Below are 16,389 nucleotides of genomic sequence, written 5' to 3'. Positions count from 1 at the left end.
CAGGGATGTTGCGCTTTTGATCGTCATGAGAAAAGCTTTTACACGCGAGATTTGTACTGTGCAAGACAGTATTTCATTCAGGCGAACGGCACCGCGCTGGTTCCCGGCGGCAGCTTTGCCTCGTCTTCTGGCTCGACATGGATCACCACCCGCGCGCTATCGATCTGCTTCTTCACAGCCTCTTCGATACGGTCGCAAATCACATGGGCATCACCGACGCTCATATCCGCCGCAACGACCAGGTGAAACTCGATGAAGGTGACACGGCCCGCAATACGTGTCTTCAGATCATGAACCTCGATGGCGCCGCCCGCATTGGCCGAAATGACATCGCGAATGCGCATTTCCTCGGTCGGCTCGACACCAATATCCATCAATCCCTGCACCGAGGAATTGATGACATGCCAGCCCTGCCAGAGAATGTTGATTGCCACCAGAATGGCGAGCAGCGGATCGAGTATGGCCCAGCCGGTCACGACAGCACCGACAAGACCGACCAGAACACCTACAGAGGTGAACACATCGGTCATGATGTGTTTTCCGTCGGCTTCCAGCGCAGGCGAGCGGGACTTGCGACCGGTGCGAATCAACAATGTCGCCCATACGCCGTTCACGACGGCGGCTGCCGTGTTGATACCGAGACCAAGCCAGGGTTCATCGAGCATTCGCGGCGTTTGAAGCGCAAACCAGGCCTCGCGGAAGATCAAAAGTGCGGCCACCGTGATCAGAACGCCCTCCACGACGGCAGAAATATATTCCGCCTTGTGATGTCCGAAGGGGTGGTTATCGTCGGCAGGCAAATAGCTGACCCGAATGGCCCACCATGCGCCAACTGCCGCGATCACATTGACGATGGATTCCAGCGCGTCCGAATAAAGGGCCACGGAGCCGGTCAGCGCATAGGCTAGATATTTCAAACCCATCACACCGAAAGCAATCGGAATAGACCAAGCGGCAAGCCGCCGAACCTTTGCACTCGCGTCCATGATGAACCTTTGAATATTTTTGATTTTGTCCCGAAACCGGGACGGGCCTACGCACAGCCCTTCACTCATTTACTAGAGCGCAGTTCGACCTGACTGAATCAGATCGGCGCTCTAATGTTTGTTTTGGCGCGCAAGACGCATCCAAAACGCATCTGGCATATGCAGCAACAATTCACCGCCGTTCTATACCCCAGAAAAGCGAAACTTCGTACCCCTGTTTTTTCAGTTCTCGCATTTAATTTTCTCCTGCAAATGCAAGGCATTACAGTTGCAAATGAGTTGCCAAAGCAGGCAATGGGCAGGCAGCGAAAAAGCACAAAAAAGCCAGCCGCAGCAATGGCTGCGGCTGGCTCAAAATCGGAACGAAAGGTGTTCGATCAGTAGTTGGTACGACGCGCCTTGTTCTTGCCCGCCAGATGCGTCACCACATTCTCGATCATGCGCATTCCGGCATTGTGGCCGAGCGTCATGATGGATTCCGGGTGGAACTGAACGGCGGCAACCGGCTCCTTCTTATGCTCGAAAGCCATGATGACACCGTCTTCGGTTTCCGCTGTCACCAGAAAATCGTCCGGCAAACGTTCCGGATCGGCGAAGATCGAATGATAACGCCCGACCGTCACTTCCTTTGGCAGGCCCGAGAATATCCGCTCCGGCTTCGACACGCGAATGCGCGACGGCTTGCCGTGCATCGGAATGCGCAACTGGCGCAGCGTGCCGCCATAGGCTTCGGCCAGTGCCTGCAATCCGAGACAGACACCGAAGATCGGCAACTCCCGCTTGCGCGCCTTGTCGATGGTCGCTTTGCAATCGAAATCCTGCGGCGTGCCCGGTCCGGGTGACAGAACCACGAGGTCCGGCTTGACCCTGTCGAACACGTCATCGGCAACGGGCGAGCGCACCGTCGAGACCGTGGCGCCGGTCTGGCGGAAATAATTGGCGAGCGTATGCACGAAGGAATCCTCGTGATCAACGAGCAGGATCGAAATCCCCTCGCCCACCTTCGCCGCCACGCGCTCTTCGGCGATATGATTGCTCTTCTGTGCTTCGCGCACAGCCGCGATCATTGCCGATGCCTTCAATTCGGTTTCGGCTTCTTCTTCTTCCGGATTGGAATCGAACAGAAGCGTTGCACCGGCGCGGATTTCAGCCACACCATCCTTCACGCGGATGGTGCGCAGCGTCAGGCCGGTATTCATGTCACCATTGAAATGCATCATGCCGATGGCGCCACCATACCATGCGCGCGGGCTGCGTTCGTTTTCTTCGAGAAAACGCATCGCCCACAGCTTCGGCGCGCCGGTTACTGTCACAGCCCATGCATGGCTGAGGAAACCGTCGAAAGCATCCATGCCGTCACGAAGGCGTCCTTCAATGTGATCGACCGTGTGGATCAGACGCGAATACATCTCGATCTGGCGGCGACCGATGACGCGCACCGAACCCGGCTCGCAGACACGGCTCTTGTCGTTGCGGTCCACGTCCGAGCACATGGTCAGCTCGGATTCATCCTTCTTGGAGTTCAGCAGTTTCAGAATCTGTTCCGAATCCGAAATCGCATCTTCGCCGCGCTTGATCGTGCCGGAGATGGGGCAGGTTTCGATACGCCGCCCATTGACCCGCACGAACATTTCCGGCGATGCGCCGACCAGATATTCGTTGTCACCCAGATTGATGAAGAACGAATAGGGCGACGGATTGATTGTCTTCAACCGACGGAAAATCTCCGAAGGCGCGGTATGGCAGCGTTCATAGAAAGTCTGGCCCGGAACCACTTCGAAGAGGTCGCCACGCTTGAAGCTTTCTTTGGCGCGCTCGACGAGCTTGGCATATTCGCCCGGATTGTGATCGCCCCGCTCAAGCTTGGCCTCCGATGGCTTGAATGCCTGTGCGGGCGTCGCGCGTGCAAGACCATGCGTGGAAGACCCGCCGCAGGTGAATTCATAACGATCCACCCAGGCACGTGCCGCATAGTGGTCAGCCACGAAGATTTCATCGGGAATGAACAGCACCAGATCGCGCTGATCGTCGGGACGCTTCAGCTTGTACTGAACCGGGTCGAACTGGAACGCCAGATCGTAGCCGAAGGCACCATAAAGACCGAGATTGGCGTCTTCCTCGGAGAAGAAGAGGCCGACAATCGCCCGCAGAACCGTGAAAACCGAAGGCATGCGCGAGCGCTCTTCCTCGGTAAAGGTTCCGCTCGGCTCGGCAATGGTCAGCTCGATGCGGTTTTCTTCGGCCTTGTCGACCGTTACTTCGGCAAGAGCCTTTACCGTGTCCAGGATAGGCCGCAGAAGAATGACGCCACGGGCATTCAGTGCTTCGATGCGCATCGTGCGGGCGCGCGAGGTGATGGCCACCGGAGGATCGACGATAGCCGTGTCCCATCGCGTATAGCGGCCCGGATATTCGTAATTTGACGAAAACACCGCACCACGCCGTTCGTTCAGCGCATCGATATAGGTCTCGATCGCACCCTTATAGGCAGTGAGGTGGCGCACGCGTTCGACGACGATGCCGCCTGCCGTTTCGTGCTGGAATATCTCGCTATCCGCAATCTTCGCATTCATGATCGGCTATCCCAAATCTAACTTGTTTCCGAATACTTCCAGAACCCGGTTTCCCCCGCAGGTCTTATTCAAACAGCCAAACAAAAAGGCCGCCCGGATAATCCCAGCGGCCTGTTTCCTAAACGCAAATGCACAAACGCCTGCGTGGCCGCTTTTAGCGGGCCCACCACCAACCGTTGATGACGATATTGCGCGAAATGTTCATGGACGTACTGTTAGCGTTCAATGTGTCCGCTTGCAACCGGAAAATTCGAGTGCCGAAATGCACGGTACAGGTCGCCGTCGACACGGCATTCCATAAGTTTCACAAAAGAAAATCCGGACAGTTTGGGGCTGTCCGGATTTCCTCAGAACCAGGATAAACGAAACGGAAGGAATGGGACGATTCCTCCAGATCCGGGCACCCCTTACCCCATGCCAAAATTTACAGGTGCAATATAACTTTCAGTATGCGCACTATTATTACCACAGGTTGTATATAGTTTGCAATCTGTGATTGTTATTTGCATTTATGCTTATGTTTAAGCTGCATTCATCGAAACTGTTCGAAAATTTGTAGGACCACCCAACAAGTTTCGTCTTGCGTCGGGGGCCGATTTCGGATTGATTTCCGTGGCAACTCAAACACATATGCAAAAATCAAGAACAGAGCCGTCACATATAAACGGCCATTGGGGACAACTGATGAAGAATCTCGATGCGATGGACAGGAGTATTTTGCGCGCCCTTCAGGAGAATGGACGCCTGACCAATACCGAACTGGCCGATCGCATAAATCTCTCGCAAACGGCAACTGCCGAACGCGTCAAACGACTGACCCGTGAAGGGTATATTCTCGGCTATTCGGCGCGGCTTTCACCCAAGATGCTCGACCGGGCCATGCTGGTCTTTATCGAGATCAAGCTTGATCGCACCACGCCGGAAGTCTTTGAAACCTTCTCGACCTTCACCCGCAGCAATCCCGACATTCTGGAATGCCACATGGTTGCGGGCGGCTTCGATTATCTCGTCAAAGCCCGTGTATCCGACATGGATCACTATCGGCGCTTCCTTTCGGAGGCGCTTCTTTCTCTGCCCGGCGTGCGGGAATCGCACACTTACGCCGTGATGGAGGAAGTGAAGGAAACCGCCTATATCGCTGTCTGAACCAGCGACAAGCCCTTCCTGAAGGCATCGTTGCTGTCAGCAGAATGGCAGCAACGAACTCCCTGTTTTTCACTTCGATCTTGCTATCGGCTATTTACGGGTATATACCCGCAATATGCCACATCCGTGTTTCTGTATCCTTCTGCGTCAGGCAGCCCGCAAGACTTCGAGTGTTTATGACAACGCTCTGGCCCCGCTTGGGATTAACGTTGCGCAGTTCAGCACGCTGCGAAAAGTCCGTCGTGCGGGTTCCATCTCGCTGACGGAACTTGCACATCTGTCCGAACTGGATCGTTCGACCATGGGTCGCAATGTAAAGGTTCTGCAGCGCATGGGCCTGATTGAGCCGGCGGCCAGCGACGACCATCGCGAGACCAGCGTTACGCTGACGGCTGACGGTCGCGATCTCGTGGAGCGCGGCGCCCCGTTGTGGGATCAGGCGCAGGAGGAGATTGAAGCCAGACTGGGAGAGGACGGCGTTGAGCAATTGCAAAGCCTTCTTCGCAGTCTCGGTTGACCGGGCACCGAACGCCCTTTGACTGAAAACAATGACCTGAAGCCACACGCCCTCTATGGAGCGAACGGTTTCGCCATCAGACGCATGGCTGGCCAATAGCCAGCTCGAAACCAGCTTGAACCCCGAAAGCGCCAAAGATGATTTCTGCCCGCCTTGCCAGCTTTCTCGCCCAGAGAAACATCCATTACGGATGGGTCGTCGCCGCCATAACCTTCCTGACCATGCTGGCGACAGCCGCCGCCATGGGGTCGGCGGGCATTCTGATCGAACCGCTCCAGCGCGAATTCGGCTGGACGAATGCGAATATCTCCTTCGCAATGGCGCTGCGCCTCGTGCTTTTCGGCCTGATGGGGCCGTTTGCGGCAGCCTTCATGAACCAGTTCGGCCTGCGCCGCGTGGTTGCAGCCGCTCTCGTCATGATTTCACTGGGGCTTGTCGGTTCCATTTTCATGACCGAGGAATGGCAGATGGTTGCGCTTTGGGGCGTCGTGATTGGCCTTGGTACCGGCATGACGGCACTTGTGCTCGGCGCAACCGTCGCAGCGCGCTGGTTCGAAAAGCGGCGCGGCCTCGTCGTCGGCCTGATGACAGCCAGCAACGCCACCGGCCAGCTCGTCTTCATGCCTATCCTTGCCAGCGTCAGCCAGACGATTGGCTGGCGTACATCGCTCACCATCGTTGTCTGCTTCCTTGTTGCCGCGCTTGTACTGGTTCTCGCTTTGATGCGCGATCATCCGGCGGATATCGGCTTGAAGCCTTATGGCCGCACTGCACCACTTCCGGCACCCGAGCCCCGGAAAAGCTTCGGCGCCATGCTGGCCTCACCGCTCGTCACCTTGCGCGAAGCGTCTTCAACCGCAACTTTCTGGGTCCTGTTTCTGACCTTCTTCGTCTGTGGTTTTTCCACCAACGGCCTGATCCAGACGCACTGGATCACGCTTTGCGGGGATTTCGGAATTGCGCCAGTCGGCGCGGCGGGCATCCTTGCTGTGATCGGCGCATTCGACCTGATCGGCACGATTATGTCCGGCTGGCTCTCCGACCGCTTTGACAATCGCTGGCTCCTGTTCTGGTTCTATGCATTGCGCGGCCTGTCGCTGATCTATCTGACCTTTACCGACTTCACCGTCTACGAACTGGCATTGTTTGCTGTCTTTTACGGGCTGGACTGGGTTGCGACCGTGCCGCCGACCGTCAAGCTCGCTGCCGAGCGTTTTGGCCCGGAAAAAGCCGGGCTGGTCTTCGGCTGGGTCTTCACCGGCCATCAGATCGGCGCCGCAGCGGCAGCAGCCTTCGCCGGCTTCGTCCGCACGGACTATGACAGCTACACCCCTGCCCTGATCCTCGCTGGTGCCATGTGCTTTGCCGCCGCGGCCATGGTCTTCATCATCAACCGCCCTGCTCCTCGCGCCGTTCTGCAGGCATCATGATGCGACAGGCTTCTTTCCCTTCCTGTTCAGTGCCAGCACACCGAGGCTGATCAGGAAGGCGGCGAGCGTGTCGGTCCAGCCCGGCACTTCACCCAGCAGGACAAGTGCCAGAACCAGAGTGATGACAGGGATCAGTGCCGACAGCGCTGCCCCTGCCGCCGTTCCCAGCAGCACAACGGCACGATTAAAGGCAAAGACGCCAAAGGCCGAAGTAAGTACGCCCTGATAGAAACCTTGCAAGGCAATATCGCCCCAGGATGTCGCGCCAAGTCCCTTGGGCAGGAAGATCATATAGATCGGCAGATAGACGATTGCCGAGGTGACGGCTGCGATGGCGGTCGCGTGCAGCCCGTCCATTCCCTTCCTGCGAAACACCATGACATAGATCGCCCACACCAATGCCGCGATGAAAAAGAAAAGGTGTCCGAGCATTTCCGGTCCGCCCAGTTGCGACAGACCGGCGATCAGCATGGCGCCGATCAGGATCAGCACGACCCCCGACCAGCGCGACGGCGCAAGATGTTCCTTGAGAAGCGCCATCCCCAGAACGGCAACCATTGCTGTCATCAGTCCCGGAATGAGCGCTGCCGCATGGGACGCCGGAGCATATTGCAGGCCGCAGGTGGTCAGCAGCGCATAGGGAACGCCCGCACCGGAAACCAGAAGCACAAAGCCGAGCGGACCAAGCTTGCGAAAGCCAAACCCTTTCATCAGAACCACCGGCAACAGCACCAGCCCTGCCACGCCAAAGCGCAGGGCAATGATGTCGAAAGGCGTCAATGCGGTCTTGAACCCGAAACGGGTCAGGACAAACGAACCGGACCATACCAGAACCCCGGACAGTCCCCAGGCCAGACCGCGTATGGTGTCGGAAGTCGAGCTTGTCGAGGTGGTTTCGGTAATTGCCGTCATGGTTACTCACTACAGGATGAGGAAAGAGCGCAGACTATTGCACCCCTGGCATGCGCGAGCGCCACGGATAAGCAAGATATAAGATATTAGAGTTTCTTATGCCGCCCGGCTTCTGGCATCCACTGCTATATCGCAGAACCGTTCAACCAGATGCCTGACCGGGCTGTCGGCCCGAAAAACAATATAGACGGTGCGGAACGTCGGCGGATCGAGGCGGCGCGCCCGCAATCCATGCAGATCGGCGCCCGGCAGGCTGATTTCTGACAGAAGCGTCGTGCCGATGCCATGCCGCACCATTTCCAGCACCGTGGCGACGTCGCGGGTACGTACCTGCTCGCTGCGCATTTCGCCATCGCCATCGCCATCGCCATGAATGATCCTGTCGATAATCATTTCGCAGCCTGCTGCGGCGATCAACTGGCGATCACGTAAGTCCTCCGCTGCGATTGTGTCATTTCGCATGAAGGGGTCGTCACGTCGTCCCACCACGACAAGTTCCTCCCGGCCAACTTCCCGTGCCTCAAGCTCGGGCGTCGGCAGCGATGTAATGCCGAGATCGGCAATACCGTCGCGCACCCACAGGCTGACATCGTCGTGCCCGCCCTCAAAAGCGCTGAAATCAATGCCCGGATAAAGCCGCTGAAACGACTTCCGCAGACCGGGCAGAACATATTCAAGCTGGCTTGGAATTGCGGCGACGCGCAATCGTTCGGGCGCGCCGGATGCACTGCATCGTGCCTGTAGTTCTATCCGGTCGATTGCGGCAAGAGCCGCCTTGGCATCGGCAAGGATCGATTGTCCAAACGCCGTCAGGGCAGCCCCATCGCGCTTTCGCGCCAGCACATCGATCCCGAGGATTTTTTCCAGTGTCGCAATCGCCTGACTGGCTCCCGATTGTGTGAGCCGCAAGCGCCGTGCCGCCGCACCGACGCTGCCGGTCTCCGCGACAGCTTCAAGCAGACGTAACTGGACCAGACTGATCTTCATCGTTTCGGTTCCGGCTTACTCTTTCATCAAGGCATCGCCCCAGTCAGCGCGACGCGCCCAACGGAACAGATCCCCGTCGCGCTTGGTCAGGAGACGCTCTTCCGCACTGCCGTTATCCTTGCAGAGTTTAACCGAAACTTTGCCGCCGCCAACCCGCGTCGGCGCGATGATCCGCGCTTCCACATCACCGACCGTCTCGCGCACCGCAGCAAGATAGATAAACTTCTCGTCCTCCCACGGCACTTCGGCTTCCTTGGTCAGACGATGAATGCGCGAGCGCGCAACGCGGCGCGAAAAATGGCACCAGTCGGGCGCGACCAACGGGCAATCGAGCTGGTGCGGACAGGGTGCCGCAATGATTGCGCCTGCAGCAACAAGCGCCCTGCGTGCATCGAGAATACGCTGCCAGCCTGCCGGTGTTCCGGGTTCCACGATCACCAGCATCTGCCGGGCCGACGCCCACAGACGCTCAATCAGTGCCTGCCGCTTTTCAGGAGCAAGCTCGTCAAGCACATAGGCAATGGTCACGAGATCGGCTTGCGGAAAATCCAGTTGCTCCCGAACCACATCCCCTGCCCGCCAGTCGAGGTCAGGCAGTCCGCTATTTTGCGAAAGATCGTTGCCCACGGCTCTGATCGCAGGGCTTGCCTCGATCATGGTTGCGGATTGAAGCGTGGGCCAGCACTGTTTTGCCGCCCAAAGGGCGGTTCCCGGCCCTGCCCCAACATCAAGCATGGATTGCGGCGCAAAATCGGTACAGACCTCGGCGGCACTGTCCATGCTGGCGCGAACCGCCGCATAGGTCGCAGGCAGGCGCGCCGCCAGATAGGCCTTCGCGGCAAGATCATCGGAAATATGCATGCGGCCATCCCGCGTCTCGGCGCGGTAACGGCGTGAAAGCATTTCAGATGCGCGCTTCAGATCGGCCAATGCCACGCCCTCAAGCGCAGCATCCACCGCCTGTCGCAATGAAGCTGGCAGTTCCATTGCCGGTCAGCGCTCCAGAACCTGTTTCACGTCCACCAGATTCGAACGGACACGCAGAATATAGAAGCCCATCGTGGTCAGATGCGATGGCGTGAACCAGGCATCGGGGCTGCCGTTGGAAACGATGAAAGGCTGCATGTCGAGCGCGGCACGCATCTGCTTTTCCATCTCGTCCCACACACCGTCGAGGTGCTTTTCAGCCAGAACACCGCGGAAATCCGAATGCGCCGCACGCAGCAGGCCGTAATAAGCATAGAGCTGACCATAGGCGAACCAGAAACGGTCATCCGCCCGCGTGTCGAACCAGCCAGCGTGGTAATTCTCGGCACGGTCCTTGAGGATGGCCGAAGTTGAACCGAGGTCACTTGCGATACGGTCGACAAACTGGATCAGATTGTCGGCGCGGGCATCGAAGGTCGCCTGACAGTTTTCAAGTCGTCCGTTGAAGGCACGCAGATCCTTGATCGCCGAACGGTAATAGCTCGGCGTCGGCGTCTTCGGACCGAACGGGCTCAGGCCGAAATACCAGGAATCTTCGGCAAATTGCAGATTGCCGCGTGCCTTTTGCAGATCGCCGTCGATCTGCGACGTGCCGCGCAGACGGCCGATATTGTCGACGAGTTCAATCGCGGTACGGCGTACCGCTGCATTGATGCCGCGCTGGAACGACGCCTTGTTGTCGAGGAATGGCGTGCGATCCCAGTCCATACCGAAAAGACCGAGCTTGTAGAGCAGCATGGAGGAAATCCATGCATTCTGGTTGACATTGAAGTCGGTAAGATCGGCGGCGACTTCAGCGATGGCCGAACGGGAACATTTGCGCGCCGAGGACGGCAATTGCGCGGCCTGAACCGGTTGATTCGCAGATGCTTCACTGCCGGTCTGACTGGTTTCGGGTGTGGCGGCGGGCTGTTCCACGGGTGCTGCGGTGGACGGCGCTTCAGCCGGAGCGACCTGGGCCTTTACCTCTTCACCGGGCGTGGTCGCATCCTGATAGCTGTACTTGGCCGGATAGTCAGGATCGAAATTCGTCCATACCTGAGTCTGCCAGATGAAATAAACGTAAAGGCCGCCAAGACCGATCACGACGACCGCAACTGCAACTTTCCACAAAATTCCGAGCCGCAGGAAAAGCCGCCACAATCCGCCGAGCGGAATGGCAATCAGGCGAGCGAGTGCCGCGATGAAACGGCCCAGGAAGGAAAAAACGCCCTTTACTGCATTCCACACTGTAAAAAATCCTTCCTTTTGCCCGAAACTCCGGGCTTTCCACCGCTTCTGCGTCGCCTACGGACCTATGCATCGCAAGTCCCGTTCGCAAGCAGCCAAGCCTCAAAAAGCTTCCAGCTCTCAAATAGAGTGTGCTCATCTTTTCGACAACCTCGAAGCCCCATCCAACTGATTTTATCCGTCATTTTCCGCTGACAGGGTTGAATCCCGAGGGCCGATCCGTAACATGGCGCCAACCCGCTTCGGCCAAATGCGTGGCAATCCTGCCCGTTTCCCCTTGGCCGTCGGTTCCGGAAAATGATGAGCGACAAACAGCTTCAAAGGCAGTTTCAAGTCTGGTGTGAAACGGTTTTCCGCCAGAAACTGCGGCCAACGTCGCAATCGAGAACATTTTCGCCGCTATGGTACTTGAATGGCGCAATCTTTGGTGTTTGCTAAAGCTGGAACCGGAAAAACAATCAATCCGTCAAAACGGCCCGGTAAATGGAGAGAACAATGAAGTCCGTATCGACCTATATGCTTACGCTTGCTTTGGGTGGGCTTGCCACGGGAACGGCAATGCTAAGCGCGCCTGCAACCGGTTTCGCCGCCGAACCCGCAAGCTGCTCGACCGTCCGCTTCTCGGATGTCGGCTGGACCGATATCACCTCGACAACGGCGGTGGCGACAGAAATCCTGAAAGGTCTCGGCTACAAAACCGACATCAAGGTTCTCTCCGTGCCGGTGACCTATGCGTCACTGAGCAAAAAGGATATCGACGTCTTCCTCGGCTATTGGAACCCGTCCATGACCGCCGACCTCCAGCCTTATCTGGACAACAAGACCGTCGAGACACTGCGCACCAATCTGACCGGCGCGAAATATACGCTCGCCGTGCCAAAATACGCCTATGACGAAGGCCTCAAGGACTTCAAGGACATCGCCACGTTCAAGGATAAGCTCGGCGGCAAGATCTACGGCATCGAGCCAGGCAATGACGGCAATCGTCTGATCCTCGACATGATCAACAAGGATGCCTTCGGCCTCAAGTCGTTCGAACTGGCGGAATCGTCCGAACAGGGCATGCTGGCGCAGGTTGCGCGCAGCATCAAGAGCAAGGAACCGGTTGTGTTCCTGGCATGGGAGCCGCATCCCATGAACAAGCGTTTCGAAATCGCATACCTCACCGGTGGCGACGATTTCTTCGGCCCCAATCTCGGCGGTGCCAAGGTCGAAACCAATGTCCGCACCGGCTATACGCAGGAATGCCCGAATGTCGGCAAGTTCCTCACCAATCTGGAATTCAAGCTCGACATCGAAAACGACATCATGGGCAAGATTCTCGACGATGGCGAAGAGCCTTCGAAGGCTGCAACCGACTGGCTGAAAGCCAATCCGGGCGCACTCGACCAGTGGCTCGCTGGCGTAACGACCGTTGATGGCAAGGAAGGCCTGCCAGCCGTCAAGGCGGCGCTCGGCCTTTAATCCCGACATCTTGCCGGGCTGCGACAAACGCGGCCCGGCAGTTTCAAGGATGCCCGCACCCTTTCTCTTAGTTTTTGCGCATTATCCTACGCAAATCGCATCGCACCTTTGCCGGAAATGCTCTAGCACGCAGCAGGAGACTTGATCGTTGAACTGGCTGACGGACTACAAGATCCCTGTCGGACCGACCGCCAAATCCGTGGTGGACTGGCTGACGGACAATATGGGCGGCTTTTTCGATACCTTGGCCGCCGTCATGCAGAGCCTCATTGACGGGCTGCTTTTCCTTCTCAAACTCCCTCACCCTCTGCTTCTGATCGCCATCTTCGCTATCATCGCGTGGCTGATCCAGCGCCGTATCTCGGTGGTCGTGCTGACTGTGATCGGCTTCCTCTTCATCATCAATCAGGGCTATTGGGATCGAACGCTCGAAACCCTGACTCTTGTTCTGTCGGCCTGTTTTCTCTGCATGGCGATCGGCGTACCGCTCGGCATTGCGGCAGCTCATCGCCCGGCGCTTTACGCTGCGATGCGCCCCGTACTCGATCTGATGCAGACCCTGCCGACATTCGTTTACCTGATCCCGGCGATTGTTTTCTTTGGCATCGGCATGGTGCCGGGCCTCCTTGCAACGGCAATCTTCGTTCTGCCTGCGCCGGTACGATTGACCCACCTCGGTATATCGTCCACGCCCTCATCGCTGATCGAAGCTGGTGAAGCGTTCGGAGCGTCGCGGTCACAACTCTTGTGGAAAATTGAACTCCCTTACGCCATGCCGCAAATTCTCGCCGGTCTAACCCAGACAATTATGCTGTCGCTTTCGATGGTGGTCATTGCAGCGCTTGTCGGTGCAGATGGCCTTGGCGTACCCGTCGTGCGGGCCTTGAATTCAGTCAATACCGCACTCGGCTTCGAGGCCGGTCTTGTCATCGTCGTGGTCGCCATCGTGCTCGACCGCATCTTCCGCGCCGGACGCGAGAAATAGCATGATCCCGAAAAGTGGAAACCGGTTTTCGGATAAGATCATGCTTAAACTGAGATCAGGAGCAAGCGGATGACCATCATCGCACTCGAAGACGTCTGCATCATTTTCGGCAGCAATGTCGATGACGCACTTGCTCTTGCAGATCGCGGGGCCACCCGTTCACAGATTCAGGCTGAAACCAATCTTGTGCTGGGCGTGCATAATTGCACGCTCAACATAGAGGAAGGCGAAATCCTCGTTCTGATGGGATTGTCAGGCTCGGGAAAATCCACGCTTCTTCGGGCAATCAACCGGCTTAATCCGATTTCGCGCGGGCGCGTTCTCGTGCGGGAAGGCGAGCGCGCAATCGACGTCGGCAAGGCTGACCGCGGGACCCTTCGCCATCTTCGTACCGAACTTGTCTCCATGGTGTTCCAGCAGTTCGGCCTGTTGCCATGGCGCACGGTTGAGGAAAATGTCGCTTTCGGCTTGGAAATTTCCGGTATGGGCAAGGAAGAACGCCTTGCCAAAGCGCGCGAGCAGCTTGAACTTGTCGGCCTGCAGGATTGGTCCAAACGCAAGGTCGGAGAACTTTCCGGCGGTATGCAGCAACGCGTCGGGCTTGCCCGCGCATTTGCAACCGGTGCGCCGATCCTGCTGATGGACGAGCCGTTCTCGGCCCTTGATCCGCTGATCCGCACACGCCTGCAGGACGAATTGCTGGCCTTCCAGTCACGTTTGAAAAAGACCATCGTCTTTGTCAGCCACGATCTCGATGAAGCCATGAAGATTGGCAATCGCATCGCCATCATGGAAGGCGGTCGTATCGTTCAGTGCGGCACGCCACAGGAGATTCTCCTGCAACCCGCCGACGACTATGTTGCCGACTTCGTCGCCCATATGAACCCGCTCGGCGTGCTTCGGGCAGGCGACATCATGGTGCCCTTCGATCGCAATGCAGCGCCACGTCCTTTTGCCGCAACCGCCCGGCGCGAAACTCTGGTGCGCGAGCTGATGAATGCTGTAGCGGACAGCAGCGGCGACGTCGGGATCATCGAAAACGGAGCAATCGTCGGCAAGATTGCGGCGGATGACATTGTACGCGCCCTCGCCTGGCATCAACAGCGTGGCACATAAACACGCCTATGAAACACTAACAAATAGAAGAGCCAAGAAGCCAAACAGGACGAGCAACGCGACGAAAAGAATGATTAGAAAATTACGCATGAATTACCTATATCATGTATATTTAATAAAAATACATGACTTAAATACAAAATAGGAATTCAGAATTCGCAACCCAAAAAATAGTGGATAATATTACTGATACAAAAGAAACAACAAAATAAAAATACATGGCAATTCCAAATTTATAACTATTAAAATATCGATCCTATACTTTGAAATCCCATGGGTTGCAACATTCATGACGCAAATAAAAAACCGCACATGAGAATGTGCGGTTTTTTATATTCTATGCTGCGTATGGATATAGGTCAGCTATGCGCTGCCTGTCTTGCAGCGGCGCGGGCTTCCACGCGAGCTTTGATGGCATCGACATCCGCGCGCGGCGTCGCAGCAAAGAGCTTCTTCGTATAGTCATGCTGCGGGTTGTTGAAGACATCGTCCCGCGAACCGTACTCAACCACCTCACCGAAATACATCACCATCACCTCATCGGCGATGTAGCGCACAACCGAAAGGTCATGACTGATGAAGACATAGGTAAGACCGAACTCTTCCTGCAAATCAGAAAGCAGGTTCAGAACCTGCGCCTGCACGGACAGATCAAGCGCGGAAACCGGCTCATCGAGAATAAGCAGCTTCGGGTTGAGCATCAGCGCACGTGCGATAGCGATACGCTGGCGCTGGCCACCTGAGAACATATGCGGATAGCGGTTGAAGTGTTCGCGACCAAGGCCGACCTTCAACAGCATCTGCATCGCCTTGGCGCGACGTTCCTCGGCTGACATATTGGTATTCAGCAGCAGAGGTTCGGCCAGAACGTCACCGATCTTCTGGCGCGGATTGAGCGAGCCATAGGGATTCTGGAACACGATCTGCACCTTCTGGCGCATTTCCGACGTCAGACCATCGCGAGCGATGTTCACATCCTTGCCGCCGATCTTCAGTTCACCGGAGGTCTGCGGATCGATCATGGTGAGAATACGAGCCAGCGTGGACTTGCCGCAACCCGATTCACCAACAATGGCCAATGTCTTGCCTTTTTCGACTTTGAAGCTCACGCCCTTGACGGCATGAACCACTTTCGCCTTGCCGAACAGACCGCCGCCAACATCATAATCGCGCTTGATGTCGCGCGCCTCGAGAACAATCTCGCTCATCACGCTTCTCCCGCACCATTATTTTCAAAGACGAAATCGGAAACCGTCGGAAGACGATCGCCGGTCGCATTTTCCGGCAGGGCCGAGAGCAGCGCACGGGTGTAAGGGTGCTTGGGGGCGGAGAACAGCGACAGCACGTCGGCATCCTCCATCTTGTGGCCCTTATACTGCACAATCACGCGGTCCGCCGTTTCAGCCACAACACCCATGTCATGGGTAATCATGATGAGACCCATGCCGTGTTCCACCTGAAGCCGCATCAGAAGATCGAGAATCTGCTTCTGGATCGTCACATCGAGAGCCGTCGTCGGCTCGTCGGCAATGAGAAGCTTCGGGTTGCACGCAATCGCGATAGCGATCATGACGCGCTGGCACTGGCCGCCCGACATCTGATGCGGGAAGCTTTTCAGGCGTTCCGCTGCATCGCGAATGCCGACGAGCTCCAGAAGCTCGATGGCGCGCGCACGGCTCGCCGAGCCATTCATACCCATATGCTGCTTCAGCACTTCCTCAAGCTGATAACCCACCGTGAAGCAGGGATTGAGGCTGGCGACAGGTTCCTGGAAAATCATCGAAATGTCACGACCGATGATCTTGCGGCGATCCTTGTCGGACATTGCCTGCAAGTCCTTGCCATCGAAGGTCATGGTGTCGGCGGTAACAGTTGCCGTCTTGGGCAGGAGACCCATGACCGCAAGCATGCCGACCGACTTGCCCGAACCGGACTCGCCGACAATAGCAAGCACTTCGCCCTTGTCGACCCTTATGTCGATCCCGTCGACCGCCCGGAACGGGCCTGTCGAAGTGTCGAAAGAAACCGTGAGGTTCTTGATTTCAAGCAGAGCCAT

Annotated in this window: 15 protein-coding genes; 7 read left to right on the top strand and 8 right to left on the bottom strand. The window is 56.9% G+C overall.

The window, feature by feature from the left end:
* Positions 1-77: 77 nt before the first annotated feature.
* A complete protein-coding gene (locus F9K91_RS13785; RefSeq protein ID WP_061345887.1) occupies positions 78-986 on the bottom strand; it encodes a cation diffusion facilitator family transporter in 909 nt (302 codons plus the stop codon).
* 114 nt (positions 987-1,100) lie between these two features.
* Between F9K91_RS13785 and F9K91_RS13780 the strand changes: the two genes are divergently transcribed.
* Positions 1,101-1,370 (top strand): hypothetical protein, encoded by a 270-nt coding sequence (locus F9K91_RS13780; protein WP_192800804.1) that lies wholly within the window; start codon positions 1,101-1,103, stop codon positions 1,368-1,370.
* On the opposite strand, the gene F9K91_RS13775 is transcribed toward F9K91_RS13780, so the two are convergent.
* Positions 1,364-3,559: an anthranilate synthase component I gene (locus tag F9K91_RS13775; RefSeq protein WP_151651970.1), complete on the bottom strand. Its 2,196-nt coding sequence runs from the start codon at positions 3,557-3,559 to the stop codon at positions 1,364-1,366. The genes F9K91_RS13780 and F9K91_RS13775 overlap by 7 nt on opposite strands.
* Before the next feature lie 684 nt (positions 3,560-4,243).
* Here F9K91_RS13775 and F9K91_RS13765 point away from each other — a divergent pair.
* The 3 genes from F9K91_RS13765 (at position 4,244) to F9K91_RS13755 (ending at position 6,652) form a co-directional block, all read left to right on the top strand.
* The gene (locus tag F9K91_RS13765; protein WP_061345885.1) at positions 4,244-4,705 is read left to right on the top strand and encodes an Lrp/AsnC ligand binding domain-containing protein; all 462 of its coding nucleotides are present in this window, start codon (positions 4,244-4,246) and stop codon (positions 4,703-4,705) included.
* A 115-nt stretch (positions 4,706-4,820) separates the two neighbouring features.
* Complete coding sequence (locus F9K91_RS13760) at positions 4,821-5,222, top strand: MarR family winged helix-turn-helix transcriptional regulator (RefSeq protein ID WP_151677992.1); 402 nt, start codon at positions 4,821-4,823, stop codon at positions 5,220-5,222.
* A gap of 137 nt (positions 5,223-5,359) precedes the next feature.
* Positions 5,360-6,652 (top strand): MFS transporter, encoded by a 1,293-nt coding sequence (locus F9K91_RS13755; protein WP_151651971.1) that lies wholly within the window; start codon positions 5,360-5,362, stop codon positions 6,650-6,652.
* Here the strand turns inward: F9K91_RS13755 and F9K91_RS13750 are convergent.
* The 4 genes from F9K91_RS13750 to F9K91_RS13735 form a co-directional block, all read right to left on the bottom strand.
* Entirely contained in the window at positions 6,647-7,564 is a 918-nt protein-coding gene (locus tag F9K91_RS13750) for a DMT family transporter (protein WP_151556031.1), read from the bottom strand. The genes F9K91_RS13755 and F9K91_RS13750 overlap by 6 nt on opposite strands.
* Positions 7,565-7,660: 96 nt before the next feature.
* Positions 7,661-8,551, bottom strand: a complete 891-nt coding sequence (locus F9K91_RS13745) for a LysR family transcriptional regulator (RefSeq protein ID WP_151677991.1) — start codon at positions 8,549-8,551, stop codon at positions 7,661-7,663.
* 15 nt (positions 8,552-8,566) lie between these two features.
* Positions 8,567-9,538 (bottom strand): small ribosomal subunit Rsm22 family protein, encoded by a 972-nt coding sequence (locus F9K91_RS13740; protein ID WP_151677990.1) that lies wholly within the window; start codon positions 9,536-9,538, stop codon positions 8,567-8,569.
* Positions 9,539-9,544: 6 nt separating this feature from the next.
* Entirely contained in the window at positions 9,545-10,768 is a 1,224-nt protein-coding gene (locus F9K91_RS13735; protein WP_151651975.1) for a DUF2333 family protein, read from the bottom strand.
* Positions 10,769-11,263: 495 nt separating this feature from the next.
* Here F9K91_RS13735 and F9K91_RS13725 point away from each other — a divergent pair, with 495 nt between their 5' ends.
* The 3 genes from F9K91_RS13725 to choV all read left to right on the top strand — a co-directional run bounded on the left by F9K91_RS13725 (position 11,264) and on the right by choV (position 14,333).
* Positions 11,264-12,232: a choline ABC transporter substrate-binding protein gene (locus F9K91_RS13725; RefSeq protein ID WP_151556026.1), complete on the top strand. Its 969-nt coding sequence runs from the start codon at positions 11,264-11,266 to the stop codon at positions 12,230-12,232.
* Positions 12,233-12,380: 148 nt separating this feature from the next.
* Complete coding sequence (gene choW / locus F9K91_RS13720) at positions 12,381-13,217, top strand: choline ABC transporter permease subunit (protein ID WP_151556025.1); 837 nt, start codon at positions 12,381-12,383, stop codon at positions 13,215-13,217.
* A gap of 69 nt (positions 13,218-13,286) precedes the next feature.
* Positions 13,287-14,333, top strand: coding sequence for a choline ABC transporter ATP-binding protein (gene choV, locus F9K91_RS13715; RefSeq protein WP_061345877.1), 1,047 nt, complete (start codon positions 13,287-13,289; stop codon positions 14,331-14,333).
* Positions 14,334-14,692: 359 nt separating this feature from the next.
* Here the strand turns inward: choV and F9K91_RS13710 are convergent, their stop codons facing one another.
* The gene (locus F9K91_RS13710; RefSeq protein ID WP_061345876.1) at positions 14,693-15,541 is read right to left on the bottom strand and encodes a dipeptide ABC transporter ATP-binding protein; all 849 of its coding nucleotides are present in this window, start codon (positions 15,539-15,541) and stop codon (positions 14,693-14,695) included.
* Positions 15,541-16,389, bottom strand: coding sequence for an ABC transporter ATP-binding protein (locus F9K91_RS13705; RefSeq protein WP_061345875.1), 849 nt, complete (start codon positions 16,387-16,389; stop codon positions 15,541-15,543). Before F9K91_RS13705 ends, F9K91_RS13710 begins: the two co-directional genes overlap by 1 nt.

This window comes from Brucella tritici, from assembly GCF_008932295.1.
Taxonomy (GTDB): Bacteria; Pseudomonadota; Alphaproteobacteria; order Rhizobiales; family Rhizobiaceae; genus Brucella; species Brucella tritici.
Note: the sequence above shows the minus strand (reverse complement) of the source record. Positions and strands in the feature narration are given on the sequence as shown.